Source organism: Celeribacter litoreus, assembly GCF_020165855.1.
In the GTDB taxonomy this organism is placed as follows: domain Bacteria; phylum Pseudomonadota; class Alphaproteobacteria; order Rhodobacterales; family Rhodobacteraceae; genus Celeribacter; species Celeribacter litoreus.
In genome coordinates this window covers 458285-475883 of the sequence record NZ_JAIUFY010000014.1, presented here as the reverse complement: position 1 = coordinate 475883, position 17599 = coordinate 458285, and the positions used below count along the sequence as shown (strand labels likewise).

Genomic DNA, 17599 nt, shown 5'->3' with positions numbered 1-17599 from the left:
ATGTCAGACCCGATGGCAGAAATTCGCGCCTCGTTCTTTATCGAATGTGAGGAGCTGCTGGAAAGCCTCCAGGACGGCCTCCAGATGATGGATGACGGCAGCACAGACTCGGAAACGATCAACATCGTCTTCCGCGCCGTGCACTCCATCAAAGGTGGCGCGGGGGCGTTCGGGCTCGATGACCTCGTGCAATTCGCGCACCGGTTTGAGACCGCGATGGATGAGGTCCGGTCCGGCAATTTCCATCCGGACAGCGAGGCAATCCGCCTGTTTTTCACCTGTGCCGACATCCTCGGCGATCTGGTCCGCGCCGCTCGCGACGACACACCGCCGCCAAACGATCAAATCGCTCCCGTGCTTGAGAAACTCGATCTGCTCGTTGGCGTTGAGGAAGAAGAGGATGAAGACCTCGACTTTACGCCCATGACACTCTCGCTCGATCTGGGCGACACGCCGCCGCTCGGCCTCGATGACGCCGGCGCGCTCGCGGACCTCCCACCCCTCACATTTGATACGCCGGTGGGGAAAGGCTTTATCATCTCCTTCAAACCGGAGAACGCGCTCTACAGCTCCGGAAACGAACCGCTCTACCTCTTCCGCGCGCTGCGCGATCTCGGGGACTTGAGTGTCCGCTGTGATATTTCTGGCCTTCCTGCTCTCGCTAGCATCGACCCGAATTGCGGCTATCTCTCGTGGGCGCTGACCCTCGTGACCGAGGAACCCGAGCAAGCGGTGCGCGAGGTTTTCGAATTCGTAGACGGTCTCTGTGCCCTAAGCATCTCGCCTCTGACCGACGACAACTCCGCCCTGCCCGCACCCGAACCGGAAGTCACCTACCCCGAGCCGGACGTGATCCCCGAGATTGAGACAAAGGCAGCGGAAGCACCAGTTACACAGCCAGAGCCCGCGCAAACCGCACCTGCTCAGTCAGCGAAATCGACAGGCGCACCGACCCAACCACGAGCGACCGTGCGCGTAGACCTTGAACGCATCGACCGACTTGTGAACCTTGTGGGCGAACTCGTAATCAATCAGGCAATGTTGAGCCAGTCCGTCGTCGAAACAGGCCTGCCCCCGAATTCGCCTGTTTCAACGGGTCTCGAAGAGTTCCTCCAACTCACGCGCGACATTCAGGAATCCGTGATGATGATCCGCGCTCAGCCGATCAAATCCCTGTTCCAACGCATGGGCCGGATCGTCCGAGAGGCCTCGGCCTCGGTGAACAAAGAGGTGAAATTCCATACCGACGGGGAAACCACCGAAGTCGACAAGACCGTGATCGAACGTCTCGCCGACCCACTGACGCATATGATCCGAAACGCTGTCGACCACGGGTTCGAGACCACTGAAGATCGCATCGCATCAGGCAAGCCAAGTGCGGGCATTGTCACGTTGAGCGCCCAGCATCGCTCCGGCCGTATCGTGATCGAGATTTCTGACGACGGCGCAGGCATTGATCGGGAACGCGTGAAAGCCAAGGCCCTTGAAAAGGGCCTGATCCCCGAAGATGCACAATTGTCGGATGGCGATATCGACAACCTACTGTTCCTGCCCGGCTTTTCGACTGCCTCCGAGATTTCTAACCTCTCGGGTCGTGGCGTCGGCATGGATGTGGTCAAGAGCGCCATTCAAGCCCTCGGCGGCCGGATAAGCATTTCGTCGCAGCAAGGCAAAGGCACCACCTTTTCGATCTCTCTGCCCCTTACCCTTGCGGTGCTCGATGGCATGGTCGTTCAGGTCGCCGGTGAGACGCTCGTGGTCCCGCTCAATGCCATTCTGGAGACACTGACACTCACCGATCAGGACCTGAGGCAACTCGGCCCCGAGACGCATGTGGTCCAAATCCGTGGCGGCTTTGTCCCCCTGCTCGATCTGGGCGCGGAACTCGGCTACCGAGAGCCGGAAACCAGCTACGTCGGCGCCACAGTCCTCCTCATCGGGCAGGAAGACGGCAATCGCGCAGCTCTCGCTGTCGATGCCATCGAGGATCAGAGACAGGTTGTCATCAAGGGCCTCGAGGGCAGCTATGGTCGCGTTCCCGGCATCGCCGCAGCCACCATTCTCGGCGACGGACAAATCGCCCTGATCCTCGACCCAACCGATCTCGTGACACAGGCATCCGGTCGCACCCGCGTCCGCGCCTTCCCCAAAGCACTTGCAGGATAACCACATGACCGACATCGACAAACAGACTGATCCGGCCTCAATCGAGCTTTTGTCCTTCCGCGTCGGCGGCCAGGACTACTCAGTAGACATCATGTCCGTCCGCGAAATTCGCGGATCCGCAAAGGCGACGTCCCTGCCCCACGCACCGTTTTTCGTGAAAGGGGTCATCAATTTACGCGGCACCGTTCTGCCGATCATCGACCTCGCCGCGCGGTTGGGACTACAGGCGGACACAGACAAGGACCGCAATGTCATCATCGTCGTCGATATCGCTGGCCGCACGGCCGGCCTCATGGTTGACGCCGTCTCCGACATCCTCGCCATCCCGTCCGAGGACATGCAGCTGCCTCCGGATCTTGCCGCCGACGAAACGCGCACCTTTGTTTCGGCACTCACAATCGTCGACGGACGTATGATCAGAATTCTCGATCTCGATACGGTCATGCCCCCCCAAGGTGAGGAAGCCGCTTGAACCAGTTGTCTCCCATTCCGGCTGATGCACGGATCGAAACCGCGCTCTCACAGGCCGATTTCACACGGATCGCAAAGATTGCGGAACGCGAGGCCGGCATTGTGCTTTCGGCCAACAAGATGTCCATGGTGAAATCGCGACTGACGCGTCGCCTGCGCGCCCTCGGGCTCGACAGTTATGCCGCTTATCTCGATCTGATCGAGGGGAGTGCCGCAGGCCCCGAACTGCAACAGTTCATCTCCGCGCTAACCACGAACGTCTCCCATTTCTTCCGAGAATCCCATCATTTCGACTATCTCGTCGAGACGATCGTGCCCGCACTTAGAGAAAAACTTGCCTCGGGCGGGCGGGTCCGGATTTGGTCGGCTGGGTGCTCAAACGGGCAAGAGGCCTACTCGATCGCGATGGCGCTCCAGGAGGCAGCACCCGACCTATTGTCTAAAGATATCAAAATTCTGGCGACAGATATTGACCCCGAAGTCGTGAGCACAGCCCGTGCTGGCGCTTATGTCGGCTCGCTCACATCCGGACTGACGGTCCCGACCATTGAGCGTCACTTCCGCCAAGAGATCCACAACGGCGAAGAAGTTCTGACGATCAACGACACACTTCGCAAACTGGTCACGTTCCGCCAGCTTAACCTTCATGCCTCATGGCCGATGACGGGAAAATTCGACATCATCTTTTGCCGGAATGTCGTAATCTACTTCAACGAAACCATGCAGAGCCGCCTGTACCAGAGGTTTGCATCGGTTCTGGAGCCTGGCGGCTGGCTGGTCCTCGGGCATTCCGAGCGCATTTCCGAAGAGTGCACGCATCTCTTCAAAAGCTCCGGTGTTACGACCTATCAGCGCGCGCCGCTCTCGCCCGCCATGTCGCATGACACGTCGTCCGCCGCACAAAAAGGATACCAATAATGGCTCTTCGCGATCAACTCCGCGTCATGGTTGTCGATGACATGTCCACGAGCCGCGGCCTCATCACCAACGCGCTGGACTCCTTCGGCATTCGCAATGTGGCGAGCGCCGCGGACGGTCCTTCCGCACTTCAGAAAATGGCCACATCCCCCGTTCACCTGGTTATCTCCGATTACAACATGCCAGGCATGGACGGACTGCAGCTCTTGCATTCACTCCGGTCCAATGGCGCGACGCGCGGCGTGGGCTTTCTCCTGATCACGGGTCGCGCAGATCGCGAGATCATCGACATGGGAAAACGCCTCGGCATGAACAATTTCCTGAAGAAACCCTTTGAACCCGCGGGCCTGCGCGGCGCGATTGAAGCAATCGTGGGAAAGCTGTGATGCCGTATTCAGACTCTCTCGGGCCTCAACCGCGCGGATCTGACACAACCGCCCGCATTCCGCTCGCCACGCTCCACAAACGCATCCAGGACGAGATGCTCTCTCTGGTGATGCTTGCGTCCGAGGTCCAGATTGCCCTCGGGCCGACACTCGCCGCAGCAACATCCATTCCTCCGTCTGTGCAAAGAAGCTTGCAGGCGATTGACCGTCTCCAGCAGACTTTTGACGATTTGCAACGCGTGATGGGGCATCTCGCGGACCAATCGGGAGACGAGACTGTCGAAATTGCCCCCCTGAGCGATGTCATCAGACTTCGTCATTTGTGCCACAAACTTTTTGATGACATCGACGCTCCCTTCGCCCTGTCGGAGACTGACTCCGGAAACATCGCCTGGTTCTAAAAAATCAGAAGAGTTCCAGTTCGTTGGATTTGGCGGCAGCGGGCGCTTTCTCCACGATCATCGCATCATCCACGAACTTTTGTCGCGCCGCGCCAAGCGTCGGCTGAAACTCGATCCGGCGCGCACGCGTCCCGCCGAGGCTCTGCCCGTCGCAGGGAATTCTCTCACGCGCCAGATACTCCAGAACAAAGGCACCGTTCTGATCTCCGGCATTCGTGAGCCCACGATACAGTGACGCCCCACCGAACACTTTAGCGCGAAAGCGCGCGCGATCGCCGCCGGCGCGGATCAGCCCGTTGATTAATAGCTCCATAGCATTCGCGCCGAAAGAACTGACTTCAGAATTTTTCGCCGGCCCGTCAGGGAGCAAAAAGTGGTTCATTCCCCCAAGGCGCGCCTCCGGATCCCAGAGACAGGTCGCGACGCATGAACCGAGGATTGTAGAGATGACTGCCTCAGTCTGTGAGGTGATGGCAAACTCTCCTTGGGCAATATAGGTGCGCTTTCCTGCCGGACGCTTTCTCTCAATGGTCGTTTTCATACACCCACCTTCGCCGGTCTTTCACAGAGGCGCAAAAGCTCCTCTCCGATGTCATTAAGATCACTCCAACGCTCGACACCGCCCAACTCTCCGGCAACGCGCGGCATGCCGAACACGACACAGGTTTGCTCACTCTGGCCGACGGTTTTTGCACCATTTTCGCGCAGCACACGCATGCCCTGCGCGCCATCACGCCCCATGCCCGTCAAGAGACACGCAACAGTGCGATGCGCGACCGCGCGAGCAGAAAGAAACATGGAGTCAACCGAGGGGCGATGTCCGGACATCGGCGGTGCCTCATGCAGTTTCACGCGGAGGTCCGTCTGACCCTCAACATTCAGATGATACGCGCCACCAGGCGCAATAAGCACTTCCCCCACCCGAAGAGGATCGCCGTCATTGGCCAAGCGCACCCTTGGCTTCACAAGCGGATCGAGCCGTGCCGCGAAGCTGACCAGAAAAGTCTCCGGCATGTGCTGGGTGATCAACGTCGGCGGGCAATCCGCAGGGAAGGACTCCAGAACGCGCTCGATAGCATCCACCGCGCCGGTCGAGCCCCCGATGAGGCAAATCCGGTTAAAGCTGCGATGTGCGAGCGGGGCATTCGCCGGCTTTCGCCGGCTTGTCGCCGCAACCCGTGCATTGGCTGCCATAACCACGGTGTCGGCAAGGTGCGTAAACCCCGCATCCGTCGCCTGTCCGAGCCTTGGCTTCTCAACGCAATCGACGGCCCCGAGCGAGAACGCTTCGACAGCTTTCTCTCCGCCTTTGCGGGTGAGAGTCGACACCATGACGACCGGCATCGGTCGGTGCGCCATGAGCCGCCGGAGGAAATCAATCCCGCTCATCTCGGGCATTTCGACATCGAGCGTCATGACGTCCGGACGGAAGCGGTTTACGGCATCACGTGCCTCATGTGCGGAACCCGCTTCCGCCACGATTTCGAGACGGGGGTCTTTTGACAGGATCGATCTGATGAGCCGGCGCATCGTCGGCGAGTCATCAACAATCAGAACACGCTTTTGCATCTCACCACTTTCTCTGTTCTCTCAGTTGCCGAGGGGCACCGCGGGCCCCCATCGCTCAGAAGTCCTCCCATGAATCCTCCTCGACCGAGGCGACTGGAGCAGGCACGTCATTCACGGCGCGTTTTTGAGGCGTCGACACGGGCGCTCTCTGTGCCTCACGCTGCGCATTAAGCGGGATCAGGTCGGCCTTTGCACGGGGCTCCGGCGCGCCGATCGCGAAACGCGATGTGGTGACATTCAAGTTCTCGGCCTCACGTGTGAGCGCGTGGCTCGCGGCCGTGGTTTCTTCGAACATCGCAGCGTTTTGCTGGGTCACTTGGTCAAGCTGATTGACGGCCGCATTGATTTCCGCGAGGCCAGAGGACTGTTCGCGCGCGGAAATGGCGATCTCGGAGACATTATGGGAGATGTCGGAGACCGAAGAGACGATCCCGCGGAGCGCTTCGCCGGTTTCCCCCACGAGGCCCACGCCGCGCTTAACCAAAGTGCCCGATTTCGAGATCAAGTCATTGATTTCCCGCGCAGCTTCGGAAGAGCGTTGTGCAAGAGCTCGCACTTCGGAGGCGACCACCGCGAACCCGCGACCGGCCTCGCCAGCGCGAGCGGCCTCAACACCTGCGTTTAGAGCTAAAAGGTTGGTTTGGAAGGCGATGTCATCGATCACAGAGGTGATTTTCGAAATCTGGTTCGAGGAGCTTTCGATCTGGCCCATGGCCTCGACCGCCTCTTGGACAACTTTCCCGGAGGCTTCTGCATTCGCTTTGGCCGTGTTGACCATCTCCGAGGCCTGCTTCGCGCCATCTGCGGCAGACCGCACAGAGGAGGTCAACTCATCGAGGGCGGTTGCGGTTTCTTCCAGTGTGGCTGCCTGTTTCTCTGTCCGGCGTGACAGATCGTCCGCCGCGTTGGAAATCTCGGAGGCTTCTCCGCGGATCATGTCAGAGTTCTCAACGACATTGCGCATCGCGATGAGCAGGTTTTCAATCGCGTCGTTAAAGTCGGCACGAAGAGTTTCGTATTCCTCGGCAAATGTCTCGTCGAGGCGTGAGGTCAGGTTGCCTTCGGCGAGCTTTTTAAGACCAACGCGCAGGCTATCAACGACCTTGTCTTGCTCTGCCTTCATGCGCTCTCGTTCGGCCTCTGCAGCTTCGAGTGCGGCCTGACCTTCGGTCACGTTCGTGCCCAGAAGAATGATCCGGAACGGGCGTCCCGCGGCGTCTTTCACGGGGCTGAACGTGCCATCGAGGATAGAAATATTTCCGTGCTGATCAAACAGCTTGAACCGGCCGTAGATGCTTTCGCCGTTATTAAGACGCTCCCAAACGGCCCCGCGTTCAGAGGCGAGTTTCGCGTCAAAATCAAAGATGCTATCGATGCTCTTTCCGATCATCCCTTCCGGTGAGAGACCCAGCATTTCAGAGAAATTGGCGTTCGACTTCATCACGAGGCCATCGACGCTGAATTCAGCCTTCGCCTGAATTTCATCGAGGGCAGAGATCACAGCCTCGTTGGTGCGAATGTCGGTCACATCCTTCCACTCCATGACGCAGCCAATTTGCTCGCCATCGAGGTCTGTCACTGCGTTCACATCGAGCGCGAAATGCACGTCGCCGACCTTCATATCCGTGGAGAATGGCATTTTGGACGGATCCAGCAGGATCGCGCGGATGCGACCCGGATCACGGTGGAAAGTGTCGATGTTCTGGCCCACAATGGTGGAGGCATCGAAGCTACCGAGCATTTCGCGGAAGCTGCCTTCATGCTCGGTCAGGAGCGTCTCCACCGCTTCGTTCGTGTAAGTGATGTTGAATTCGCGGTCGATCATCATCAGAGCCGCAGAGGACCCCTCAAAGGCAGCGCCTTTGAACAGGCCGTCCTGCGTGGCCTTTTCAGCGCGCCCGAGCGCATGGCGGAAGTCATCGAGGGCCACAGCGATCTGTCCGATTTCATCGCCACGCTCGACACCCGGGACTTCGACCGCGTAGTCCCCTTCAGAGACCTTACGCATCGCTCCTTCGACTTTTGTGAGCGGGCGAGAAATGGCGCGCGCGATGACGAGGGCAATCATGGCGACAATGGCGATCATGACACCGCCCTGCCAGGCCATGGTCTCTGCGAGCGCGACGGCAGGTTCAAGGATTTCTTCGATGCTCTGTTCGGCCACCAGCCCCCAGGTCACGCCGTGATAATCAATCGGATAGAAGGCGGCGAGGTGTTCATGCACAGAGCCGTCCGGCTGCACCTCGGCTTCGCGCAACAAACCGACCTCTCCGGAAAGTGCGTTGCGAGCGGACTCGAGATCGACGGACGCTTTGAGAATTTCATCGCCCGACCCGTGGATGCGATCAGATCGCAGCAGCATATCCCCACCAACGAGATAGGAATCCCCTGTGCGGCCAAGCCCGGTCGGGCGGGTGGTGATCATGTCGATCCGGTCCGAGGGCATCTGGAACGCAATCGCGCCGCGCACAACGCCGCGCCGATCGAGTACCGGTGACGCAATAAAGGCGGCTGGAGCATCATATGACGGCGCGTAACGCGCAAAATCAGAGAAATAGACCTCTTTCTCGGTGCTTTTCAGCGCCTGCTGGACGACCTGTCCTAACCCGCTATCACGGTATTCGCCGTCGAGAAAGTTCGTGGCGAAATCCTGTTCTTTGAACACAGAGTAGATCAGATCGCCGTCGACCGAGAACACGAAGGCATCGTAGTAGCCCTTCTCGTCCACAAGTTTGCGGAAATAGCTGTGATAGAGCTTGTGAACCTGACTGTAGGAGGAGCCATCGGAGGCGAAATCGAGGTAGTGTTTTTCGCCGATTTTGTTCGGGTTGTCCTCGATATACCACTGTTTGAGATAGGTGGTTTGATCGCTCTCGATCGCATCCCACGCCTCCCCAAATCCGCGAATGGCAGAGAGAACCGTCGGGTTCTCTGCCTGACTTCTCAGATCGATATCGACCCCTTCGAGCCAGCTCGACAATTCGAGTGTGCGGGCCTCTGCGACTGTGAGCAGCGCTTCCTCAGCCTCTCCCAACAGAGAGTCTGCGGCGTTTCGATAGGAGACGAAGCTCGCAATCAGGATGGTCATGACCGTCAGGGTGATCATGATTGCAGGGAGCTTCTTTGCCAGACGGATCTTACTGAAAAACTTCATATCACTCCTCCAAGCCAGGTCTGGCCCGCACTTTCGGACGGGTGTGCAACTGGCGGATAGGGCCATCGGGGTTTGCCCCCGAAACATCACATGCGGGAAATTCCGCGATGCTGTGAGGAATGGCGCGAAGGGATGAAGATTCATTTAAACCGAGCGCCGACTGCGCGCCTTAACACGCTTTTCCCGTCATCGTGGTAAACGACCGATGAATTCGCTCTTGCGCCGGATCATGGTTTGGATGGGAAATTTCGCCTATACTGCCCCATATGGCACACTGCCGATTGCGAGGATCACATGTATCTGCGCACGCACAAAAAAACGCTCAAGGGGCATAAGAAACGGACGTCGCGCGCGCGCCGATTGCTCTCCGGCATGCCCTCCATTCACGCGCTGCGGACCCATGTGGGCCGTGCCGAACGCATCCCGAGCAAGCTGTTCTACTTCCCGCTCGCACTTAATTGGGTGCGCCTCGGGCTCAGGAACCGGAGCCTGATGCTGCCGACACTTGCGAACCCGCGCATCGAGTTCGGCGGACTGTGGGGGGAGTCCAAAGAGGTTTATCTCGACATGGTGTCAGGCGAGCAACGTCAGTGGCTCGCGCGCTATGCAACGATGGATGTCACTGAGGACGAGGACAATGTCACGGGGGCAAAGGACCTCATGCGCGAGACCGGCCTGAGCTACCCAGTCGTCGCGAAACCTGACATCGGTTGGCAGGGGCACGGGGTTCAGTTGCTCCATTCCGAGCAAGAGTTGGAGCACTATGTCACGGCATTTCCCAATGGCGCGAAGATGATGTTGCAAGAGGCCGTTCCTTGGGAAGGCGAAGCCGGAGTTTTCTATGTGCGGATGCCGGATGAAGAGCGGGGTAAGGTCGTTTCGATCACCTTCCGCTACTTTCCTCATGTGATCGGCGACGGCCTCCATTCTGTCCACGATCTGATTTTCGCGGATGAGCGCGCCGCATGGAAATCAAAGCTCCATCTCGGACGCCAAGCGCGTCACGGCGGCGTGCCCGACGCGCTCCTACAATCCGTTCCCGTTGCGGGAGAAATCGTCCGCCTCGCTTTCATCGGATCCATCCGTGTCGGTGGTCTATACCGCGACGCCGATCATCATATCACGGAGGTCCTGAGCGACCGGTTTGACGCGATCTCTCGGTCGATGCCGGACTTTCACTACGGGCGCTACGACGTGCGGTTCGACACGGTCGAAAAGCTCAAGGCAGGCGAAGGGTTCAAAATCATCGAAATCAACGGCGCGGGGAGCGAAGCGATCAGCGCATGGGACCCCGAAGTGCCGGTCGGCAAGGTCTACAAGCGCCTCCTCGAACATCAGACCCTAATGTTCACCATCGGCGCGATGAACAAGGCACGCGGCTGGAAACCGACGCGTCTGCGAGATGTTATCAAAGCCGCGCGCATGCAAACGCGGCTGATCAACCGCTATCCGCCCTCTTCCTGAAAGGTTCCCAGAGACAGGAGCCATACACTATGACCAAAGACACCCGAATTCCCACCGCCCTGCCCTCCAAAGCGTTCAAACGGTTCGTCGAGGGCTATCAGGACCATGTGATTGAGTGGGTTCATCCGGTCGGGAAAACGATCGACCCGAGCCTCGGTCAGACATTTCATTCCCTGCGGGAACGGTTTCAGGCGGTGACCGATGTCGGTCTTTCTCCCGTCACGAAGGGTCTCATCCGGCCCGAAAACGGCCTCCTTCCTGCGCATGCAGACCAACCGGACCTGCGCTACACGTTCGCGGGTGATGGAACGACGCAATCGGTGCTCTTTATCCACGGCTCCCCCGGACAGGCCTCCGACTGGTCGCATTTTCTGTCAGTCACGCCCGAGAGCCAGACGCGCATTGCCGTCGACCGCCCCGGGTTTGGCGGCAGTGATCCGCATCGCCCCTACCGTCAACTCTCGGACCAGGCCGCGGCGATTGCACGGCTGATTGCGGAGCGGAACCGGCCAACGGTATTGGTCGGGTCGTCCTTTGGTGGTCCCGTCGCGCTCCGACTGGCGGCCGATCATCCTGATCTCGTGAATGGCGTCGTCCTCGTGGGGGCAGCGGCCGATCCGGCGTTGGAGAAGGTCCATATCCTGCAGCGCATTGCTCACACGCCGTGGGTCAAACGCCTTCTCCCGCAACATCTGATCCACTCGAATACAGAGCTTTTGACGCTGCGCGAGGAACTCGATCTCCTCGGAGAGCGGATGGAGCATATCGAGGCGCCCGTCTCGATCCTGCAAGGCCTTCACGACACGCTCGTGCCGCCGGAGAACGCGACCTATCTCATGAAGCGGCTCACAGGGACCAAGAAACGGCGCGTGATTATGGTGGAAAATGCAGGGCACTTCCTCCACATCCTAACGCCGCAAGTCGTTGAAAACACGCTCGATGACATTCTGAATGACGTCTGAGGGGCGCATCGCCTCAGATGATCACACGGTGGCTGTTCGACTGCGCCAATCGCTGTGCAATGAAGGCACACACGAGCAACTGGCTCATGTGATAGATCATCACAGGCAATACGATGGCCCCGACCATCTCAGGATCGAAAAGCGCGGCGGCGATTGGAAGACCGGAGGCGAGGCTTTTCGTGGCGCCGACATAGAGCACCACTGTGCGGTCCTCGTAGACAAGCCCCAAGACTCGCCCCGCGAACGGCATGAGCAGAAGGTTGATCGCGAGGAAAAGCCAGACAACACCAAAGAGGCTCAGGAGGCTACTCACGGGAATGGCGGACCAGAGCCCCCCGACCGTGCCCGCACTGAACGCGGAATAGACGATCATGAGGATTGATCCGCGATCCACGACCATTGTCGCGGTGCGATGACGCAGGACAAACGCGCCGATGAAAGGCCGGACGAGTTGTCCGACGACAAAGGGCGCGAGGATTTGGGTTCCGATCTTGATCACGGCGTCAAGACGCAGGCCACCACCGCCCTGATGCATCAGGACCGCCATCAAGAGCGGCGTCAGGAACACCCCGAGGATGTTGGACGTCGAGGCAGCACAGATCGCAGCGGGCACGTTGCCGCCAGAGATCGACGTGAACGCGATGGAGGACTGAACGGTGGATGGGAGCACGGACAGGAACAAAAGCCCGAGCGTGACGGTCACACCCAAGAGTGGCCCGAAAACCGCCGCCAAAGTCACACCGATCAGCGGCAACATCAGATAGGTCGCGAGAAGTGTCAGCCCCTGAAGCCGCCAGTTCAGTAATCCCGCACGCATCGACTGCGGATCGAGCTTTGCGCCATAGAGGAAGAATAGCAGCGCCACGGCCCAAAATGTCAAAAATTTCAAACCCGTGGCAGCCACACCTGAAGCAGGGAACACAATGCCGAGACCGACCATCGAGATCAGCAAGAGCATATAGGTATCAACCCCGATCCGCCTCAGAAACCGCATTTTGCCTCCGTTATGCTCCTGCCTGTTCCGCTCAGACGGTCCATTCTCGCCCGATTTTCAGGAGCGCACTTTCTGATCCTGTCGCTCCGACGAGTTGCACACCGCACGGCAAAACTCCCTTGGCCGCCGCAATGGGTAAGGTGATCGCAGGCAGGCCAAGAGCATTCGCAAAAGCCGTAAACACCGCATGCCCGCGCGGTCCGACCGGTTTGCCGTCGATGGTCTCTGGATGGCTCTCCGACTTCGGCCATGAAAACGCGGCAATCGCCGGTGTCATCAGGACATCGAACCCGTCCAGGGCCGCTGTGTAGCGCAGCCGCATCTCTTCGATCCCGACCAAGGCACCCGAATAATCGCGGGCCGAGAGCTTGCGACCGGCCTCGGCCATGCCGGAGACCGCCTCTCCCATCGCGCCACCGATGCGTGGATCATGCTCCGCCATCCACGCGACGCCGGCAGTGCTGATCACGGGCCAGATGCTGTCAGTCTGCGCGGTTGCGTCGAAACTCTCTACGGTGACGACCTCATGACCGAGCGCTTCCAACAGCTTCACCGCCTGATCAGACGCGCGGAGAATATCCGGATCGACCGGTTGGTTCGAGAAATGGCGGGCATAGAGCACGCGCGCTTTTGGAACGTCCGCTGTGTCTGGCTCACTCCCCGCGAGCCAGTGATACATCGTCTCGACATCTCGCGCGTCACGCCCTATGGGACCGACGACCTCAAACGCACCGAGAATGGCCGGAAATCCGGCCCCGCGCGGGACGGAACCCGATCCGGGTTTAAATCCGAACAGCCCCGCATGTGCCGACGGACGACGGATAGACCCGCCCCCATCTGTGCAAAGCGCCAGTGGCCCGATCCCAGCAGCCACAGCAGAGGCCGCGCCGCCGCTGGAGCCACCGGGGGTCAGATCTGGCGCGAACGGCAGGCCCGTCGCGCCGAAGACGAGGTTGTCGGTGTAACCCTGCACGGTGAGTTCGGGGACGTTGGTCTTCGCAAAGAGAACCGCCCCGCCCGCGCGCAGTCGTGCGACCGGCACTTCATCCGTCTCGGGCATATAGTCTTTGAGACCGCGCGAGCCCCAAGTGGCGGGCAGACCCGCCATCAGGAGATTGTCCTTGATGCTGATCGGAACACCGTCTAGCGGCGAGAGGGGCTTGCCCTCGGCCCACCGCGCAGCGCTCGCCTCAGCCATCGCAATCGACGCCGCATCATCGCGGGCGATCACGGCGTTGATCGTAGGATTGATCGCATCACAGCGCGCGAGCACGCTTTTGAGGGCATCTACGGGGGTGAATGTCCCGTTGGAATAGCCCTCAACAAGAGAGTGCGCAGAGAGGCTCCAAAGCTCCGCCATCCGTCAAACCTTTGCGATGACGGCAATCGGCGCTGCACCGGGGGCACATTGGTGCTCAGTCCCGCCCGAGAGAAAGATCGCCGGATCCCCCGTGACAGAAGCAATCACCCCACCCACAGCGGCGCGCGCGTGGCGTTCGTAATTGATATCGGCGTCGGAGAGCATCGTCGTGCGACGCCCGCGCAGGGTCGCGGAGGCCTCAGCTTTTGCAAACACCGCGACAGGTTCGCCGCCCGCGTCCGCAATCGCGTCCCCCACGGCACCCGCGTCGATGGCGTCGGACAGAATAGAATGCCCGATGCGGAACGATCCTGATGCATCTTTGGAATTGCCAAAGAGCAGGACTTCGCACTTGGTCAACTCACCTCCCGCAGAGGTCGAAGCAACGGCGGAATAGAGGTCGAGACGTTTCGCAATCGCTGCGTCGTCAATCTCCTCCGTCACTTCCCCGAGAGCCAGAGCCACGCCGAGCGCCATCGCGCCACGGGCGTAGGCTTTGGACCCGTTCGGGTCTTCGGTCACGACGGACACCCCCCGCGACGCCGCATCCGAAATCCGTGCAGGCGTGAGGAGCGGGCCTTTGACCTGCACGTAGTGCACATCAGAAGGGTCCGTGATCCCCGCATCAGCCAAGGCGCATTCTGTTGCCGCTTTCACAGCCTCCACATGCGCCATGCGGCCGATCTCTTCGGGTGCGAGGTCAGGCGACATCGACAGACCGAGCGCGAGGCGACCGTCATCCCCCTGCCCGTCGCCTTCTTCGCGTGTAAAGAGCGCGGCGTGGGGCGACAGAACGCCCTCCGTCCCGCCGGACCACACAAAGGCGACCTCCTCCTGAACGGCCTCGGGCGTCGTGCCACGGGCCGCCGCCAAAACCTGCGCAAAACACATCGTGGCAAGCGCGCGGGTGAAGTCATTCGCCCCGCCGTTGCCCTCGGTCTTGCCGATCAGGGCCACGACGGTCGCGGGATCAATCGTGCCGTCCGCGATCAGGGCCTCAAGAGCACTTGCATCCGCAGGCGACGCCATCGGGAGTTTATAAACACCAACCTTCATCGCGATCACTTCCCGCCCCAATGGACAAATCGGCCTTCGATCAGAGTGAACAAGAGGTTCATCACATAGCCCAAGGCCCCAGCCGCGAAGATCGAGGCATACATTTCCGGCATGTTGAAAATCATCTGCGCATCGATGATCCGTTTACCGAGGCCATCAGACGAGCCGATGAACATCTCGGCCACAATGACAATCACGAGCGCCATGGACACGCCGGAGCGCAAGCCGATGAAGGTCTGCGGCAGCGACTCCCAGATCGTCACGTCCCAAAGAATGCGCATTTTCGACGCCCCCATCACTCGCGCAGCAAGTTGGCGGAGTTGGCGGGCGTTCATGACGCCATAGGCGGTGTTGAACAGAATGATTAGTGCGGCGCCAAAGGCCGCGACTGCGATCTTCGCCTCTTCACCAATCCCGAAGAACACGAGGAACAGCGGGAACATCGCGGAGGCCGGTGTTGAGCGGAAGAAGTCGATCAGGAATTCGACGGAGCGGTAGAGCTTGTCCGACGACCCGAGCGCTACCCCACAGGGCACGGCGATGATGGTCGCAATAATGAACGACAGCATCGTGCGGAAGATCGTTCGGTAGAAGTCATGGCCCAAAGTGCCCTCGGTCATCCCCTCCACAAACGCGTTCCACGACTGGAGCGGCGATGGAAGCAGCACGGGATCGACGAGTTCGGCGAAATTGGCGAAGGCCCAGATCAGGATCAGGGCGACTGCACCGACGACGGGCTGAAGCCAGCGCATTTTGGACAGCACTTTTGTCAGATTGCTCATGGCTTGCGCACCTCCCTTTGGAAGATTTCGAGAGAGCGGGTTTTCACGTCGATGAATTCCGGCGTCACGGTCGTCTCGGCATTGCGCGGACGCGGGGCGTCGAACGGAATGCGCGCGGCGACAGAGGTGGGTTTACGCGTGAGAAGCAGAACCTCGTCGGCGAGTTCCACGGCCTCATCAAGGTCATGCGACACGAGAAGCGTCGTGATTTCCATATCTGTCAGAACCGACTGCAATTTGTCGCGCAAAAACAGGGTCATCTCGTAATCGAGCGCAGAGAACGGCTCGTCGAGGAACAGCACCTCGGGTTCGATCACGAGCGCCCGCATGATGGAGACAAGCTGTTGTTGACCGCCCGACAGTTCGTAGGGAAAGCGGTTGAGATCGATGGAGACATTGAAGCTCGCCAACAGTTTCTCAATCCGCGCGTCTTGCTCGGCTTTGGACAGCTTCAAGAACTTGAGCGGATAGCGGATATTGTCGATGGCGCGCAGCCACGGGAACCCAGCCTCGCGGTAGTTCTGGAACACGTAGCCGATCTTCGTCTCACGCGCGGTTTTTCCATCGAACAGGATCTGGCCCGCGTCATAGTCCATAATGCCGGAAATCATGTTGATCAGCGTGCTCTTGCCACAGCCGTTCGGGCCGAAGATCGAGACCACCTTGCCGCGCGGCAAATCCAGATCGAAATCTTTGTAGAGAACCGTGCCGTCCGCGAAGGTTTTCGTCAGACCACGGATGGTAATATGCGTCCCGGGTGCGAACCACCGCAGGCGATCACTGAGATCACCTGCGGGTTCAGTTGGCGTGACGGTATCTGCCGAAAGGGTCGCAGAGGCCGTCACTGGGTTGCCCTCATCCAGGGGGGGAACACGATGGGGCAAGTTCACATCGACTCCGTGACGTCTGCTGCTGCGATCGGTTTGGCGACCACACCGAGATCAACACCGATGTCGATAAAGGTTTGGAATTCCGCGATTTCTTCTTCGGTCATGTCAGAGACCATGGTGAAGTGTGCGAGCGGCACAGTCGCGGTCAGGTTTTCCGGCACTTTCATGCCGCTGAGGAGATCACGGGCACTCGGATCTTCGTTCGCGTCTTTAACGGCCTTGGCCCAAGCTTCGGCAAAGCGGGCGGCAACCTCGGGACGCTCTTCGATCATTTCACCGGAGATCGCAGCACCTGCAGCGTATGCTTCGGCGGTCTCGTCTTTCATCAGGTATTTCGCGATCACGCCGGTTTCCAGACGTTTCGCGATGCCTTTGTCCACCATGATGGACGCGAGCGCTTCGAGGGTGAACCCACCGTCAAAGTTGCCGCTTTGCATGGCGCCGATGTGGTTGCCCATGCCCTGTTCTTGGATGGCGAACTCATCTTCGCCGAGGCCGGAGGCGATGAGCGACGCTTTGGCGGCACCGAGGTTGGCCGGGCCAGGCGCGGAGAAAAGGTTCGCGCCCTTGAGATCCGCGATGGTTTCGGCGGTGCTGTCCGGCTTCACGACGAACTGCTCCATGACGTATTCGCTGTTCTGACCGTAGAGCGCGATGAATTCCATCGTGCCCGGACGCAGCGCATTGATGTTCGCACCTTCGAGGGTCACGAGGTTCGACGCCGCATCAATATCGCCGCTGACCATCGCCTGCACGATGAGCGGGTGCGTGCCGATGAAGACCGGTTCGACTTCAATGTCGGCGTCAGCGAAATAGCCGCGCTCGACGCCGACGTAGTACGGCAGAGCGGAGCTTGCGACGAAGACGCCGACTTTCACTTTGTCTGCGGCAGCAGCGGAAAAAGCGACGGTGGTGGAGAGTGCGAGACCGAGGCCGAGATGGCTCAGGGTCGAGAGGAATTTACGGCGGGTGTCAGTCATAGGGGAGGACTCCTGTTGGATGGTCTTATTCTTTATTGTGCGTGGT

The 17599-nt window shown here is 59.6% G+C and carries 16 protein-coding genes; 7 read left to right on the top strand and 9 right to left on the bottom strand.

Annotated features, from left to right (window positions below):
* The 5 genes from LA304_RS15865 to LA304_RS15845 are packed head-to-tail and all read left to right on the top strand — an operon-like array spanning position 1 to position 4342.
* The gene (locus tag LA304_RS15865; protein WP_224504143.1) at positions 1-2166 is read left to right on the top strand and encodes a chemotaxis protein CheA; all 2166 of its coding nucleotides are present in this window, start codon (positions 1-3) and stop codon (positions 2164-2166) included.
* Positions 2167-2170: 4 nt separating this feature from the next.
* Positions 2171-2638 carry a chemotaxis protein CheW gene (locus tag LA304_RS15860; RefSeq protein ID WP_224504142.1) on the top strand — a complete coding sequence of 156 codons (468 nt, stop codon included), beginning with the start codon at positions 2171-2173 and terminating at the stop codon, positions 2636-2638.
* The gene (locus LA304_RS15855; RefSeq protein WP_224504141.1) at positions 2635-3555 is read left to right on the top strand and encodes a CheR family methyltransferase; all 921 of its coding nucleotides are present in this window, start codon (positions 2635-2637) and stop codon (positions 3553-3555) included. Before LA304_RS15860 ends, LA304_RS15855 begins: the two co-directional genes overlap by 4 nt.
* Positions 3555-3941, top strand: coding sequence for a response regulator (locus LA304_RS15850; protein WP_224504140.1), 387 nt, complete (start codon positions 3555-3557; stop codon positions 3939-3941). Before LA304_RS15855 ends, LA304_RS15850 begins: the two co-directional genes overlap by 1 nt.
* Complete coding sequence (locus LA304_RS15845; protein WP_224504139.1) at positions 3941-4342, top strand: hypothetical protein; 402 nt, start codon at positions 3941-3943, stop codon at positions 4340-4342. Before LA304_RS15850 ends, LA304_RS15845 begins: the two co-directional genes overlap by 1 nt.
* Positions 4343-4346: 4 nt before the next feature.
* Here LA304_RS15845 and LA304_RS15840 read toward each other — a convergent pair whose 3' ends face one another.
* Genes LA304_RS15840 through LA304_RS15830 form a run of 3 tightly spaced genes read right to left on the bottom strand, consistent with a single transcriptional unit; the run spans position 4347 to position 9065 of the window.
* Positions 4347-4883 (bottom strand): chemotaxis protein CheD, encoded by a 537-nt coding sequence (locus LA304_RS15840; RefSeq protein ID WP_224504138.1) that lies wholly within the window; start codon positions 4881-4883, stop codon positions 4347-4349.
* A complete protein-coding gene (locus LA304_RS15835) occupies positions 4880-5911 on the bottom strand; it encodes a protein-glutamate methylesterase/protein-glutamine glutaminase (RefSeq protein ID WP_224504137.1) in 1032 nt (343 codons plus the stop codon). The genes LA304_RS15840 and LA304_RS15835 overlap by 4 nt, the downstream gene beginning before the upstream one ends.
* A 55-nt stretch (positions 5912-5966) precedes the next feature.
* Complete coding sequence (locus LA304_RS15830) at positions 5967-9065, bottom strand: methyl-accepting chemotaxis protein (protein WP_224504136.1); 3099 nt, start codon at positions 9063-9065, stop codon at positions 5967-5969.
* Positions 9066-9359: 294 nt separating this feature from the next.
* Here LA304_RS15830 and LA304_RS15825 point away from each other — a divergent pair, with 294 nt between their 5' ends.
* The gene (locus tag LA304_RS15825) at positions 9360-10529 is read left to right on the top strand and encodes an ATP-grasp domain-containing protein (RefSeq protein WP_224504135.1); all 1170 of its coding nucleotides are present in this window, start codon (positions 9360-9362) and stop codon (positions 10527-10529) included.
* Between the two features lie 29 nt (positions 10530-10558).
* Entirely contained in the window at positions 10559-11491 is a 933-nt protein-coding gene (locus LA304_RS15820; RefSeq protein ID WP_224504134.1) for an alpha/beta fold hydrolase, read from the top strand.
* Between the two features lie 13 nt (positions 11492-11504).
* Here LA304_RS15820 and LA304_RS15815 read toward each other — a convergent pair whose 3' ends face one another.
* Genes LA304_RS15815 through LA304_RS15790 form a run of 6 tightly spaced genes read right to left on the bottom strand, consistent with a single transcriptional unit; the run spans position 11505 to position 17553 of the window.
* The gene (locus LA304_RS15815) at positions 11505-12485 is read right to left on the bottom strand and encodes a bile acid:sodium symporter family protein (RefSeq protein WP_224504133.1); all 981 of its coding nucleotides are present in this window, start codon (positions 12483-12485) and stop codon (positions 11505-11507) included.
* A gap of 31 nt (positions 12486-12516) precedes the next feature.
* Positions 12517-13845: an amidase gene (locus tag LA304_RS15810; RefSeq protein WP_224504132.1), complete on the bottom strand. Its 1329-nt coding sequence runs from the start codon at positions 13843-13845 to the stop codon at positions 12517-12519.
* 3 nt (positions 13846-13848) lie between these two features.
* On the bottom strand, positions 13849-14901 hold the full coding sequence (gene atzD, locus LA304_RS15805) for a cyanuric acid amidohydrolase (protein ID WP_224504131.1): 1053 nt from the start codon (positions 14899-14901) through the stop codon (positions 13849-13851).
* A gap of 5 nt (positions 14902-14906) precedes the next feature.
* Complete coding sequence (locus tag LA304_RS15800; protein WP_224504130.1) at positions 14907-15683, bottom strand: ABC transporter permease; 777 nt, start codon at positions 15681-15683, stop codon at positions 14907-14909.
* On the bottom strand, positions 15680-16573 hold the full coding sequence (locus LA304_RS15795) for an ABC transporter ATP-binding protein (protein ID WP_224504129.1): 894 nt from the start codon (positions 16571-16573) through the stop codon (positions 15680-15682). Before LA304_RS15795 ends, LA304_RS15800 begins: the two co-directional genes overlap by 4 nt.
* Positions 16570-17553, bottom strand: coding sequence for an ABC transporter substrate-binding protein (locus LA304_RS15790; protein WP_224504128.1), 984 nt, complete (start codon positions 17551-17553; stop codon positions 16570-16572). Before LA304_RS15790 ends, LA304_RS15795 begins: the two co-directional genes overlap by 4 nt.
* Positions 17554-17599: the final 46 nt, after the last annotated feature.